Source organism: uncultured Streptococcus sp. (assembly GCF_938036805.1).
Lineage (GTDB): Bacteria > Bacillota > Bacilli > Lactobacillales > Streptococcaceae > Streptococcus.
The window spans coordinates 1-1,029 of the sequence record NZ_CALHWC010000066.1; the positions used below are offsets into that span (position 1 = coordinate 1).

At 40.2% G+C, this 1,029-nt stretch carries 1 protein-coding gene and 1 pseudogene; both read left to right on the top strand.

The genetic code is table 11. The features are described from left to right. Positions 1-583 (top strand): annotated as a pseudogene (locus Q0191_RS02760) (hypothetical protein); the annotation flags it as partial. 160 nt (positions 584-743) lie between these two features. Further along, positions 744-1,029 (top strand): FGGY family carbohydrate kinase (locus Q0191_RS02765; RefSeq protein ID WP_297663629.1); only part of this gene is annotated, 286 nt, incomplete at its 3' end.

A 1,029-nucleotide genomic window follows, 5' to 3' on the forward strand; every position in this document is an offset into this window, starting at 1 on the left:
GGGCTTTGGCGGTGAAATTGCCAGTCTGATTACGCAACTCATTCAAGAGATGAAGTCTCAGGACTTGCTAGGTGACTATATTGAAGACCAGGTGACCTACGAACTCAGTCAGCTCTGCGCCCGCGTCTTTCTTTTTCGAGGCTATCTCTTGCAAGACAAATACAAGCACGATCTGGAATTGCGCCATCCTTACTTATGGAGCGAAGACGATTATCGACAAGTGGCTGACACTATTTTTAGCAAACTGCCTATTTTTCAACAGGGAACATCTCTGGATAAAAAGGTTTTGTGGGAATGGCTCCAGCTTATGGAGTACATTGCTGAAAATGATGGCCAAGTCATCAAGATAGGCATGGACTTGACAGATAGCTTTATCGTTGTTTCCAGGATGACGGCCATTTTAAGACGCTATTTAGAGTACAATCGTTTTATTAGCATTGAATCCTACGATCCAGCTAAAAATTATGACCTCATCATCACTAACAATCCCATTCATCAAACCCAGCAGATTCCCGTCTATTATTTAAAAAATGACTTGGATTTGGAAGATTTTGCTCAAATACGTCACATGATATTTCATTAAGAAACCTGGAGAAATCTAGGTTTCTTTGTGATTTTCACACAATCTCCTCAAATTTTTTTAAAATTTTAAAAAAATTGATGAACAAGAAAGCGCTTTATTTTATATACTAGTTACTGTAAAGAGGAAATCTCCTCAAGATTTTTTACCAGGAGGACAGTACATGTCACAAGAAAAATACATTATGGCCATTGACCAAGGAACTACTAGTTCCCGTGCCATCATCTTTAACAAAAAGGGAGAAAAGGTCAGCTCTAGCCAAAAAGAGTTCACTCAGATTTTCCCTCAAGCTGGTTGGGTTGAGCACAATGCCAATGAAATTTGGAACTCAGTTCAGTCTGTTATAGCCGGTGCCTTCATCGAAAGCGGTGTGAAACCAAGTCAAATCGAAGCCATCGGAATCACCAACCAGCGTGAAACAACTGTCGTCTGGGATAAGAATACTGGTC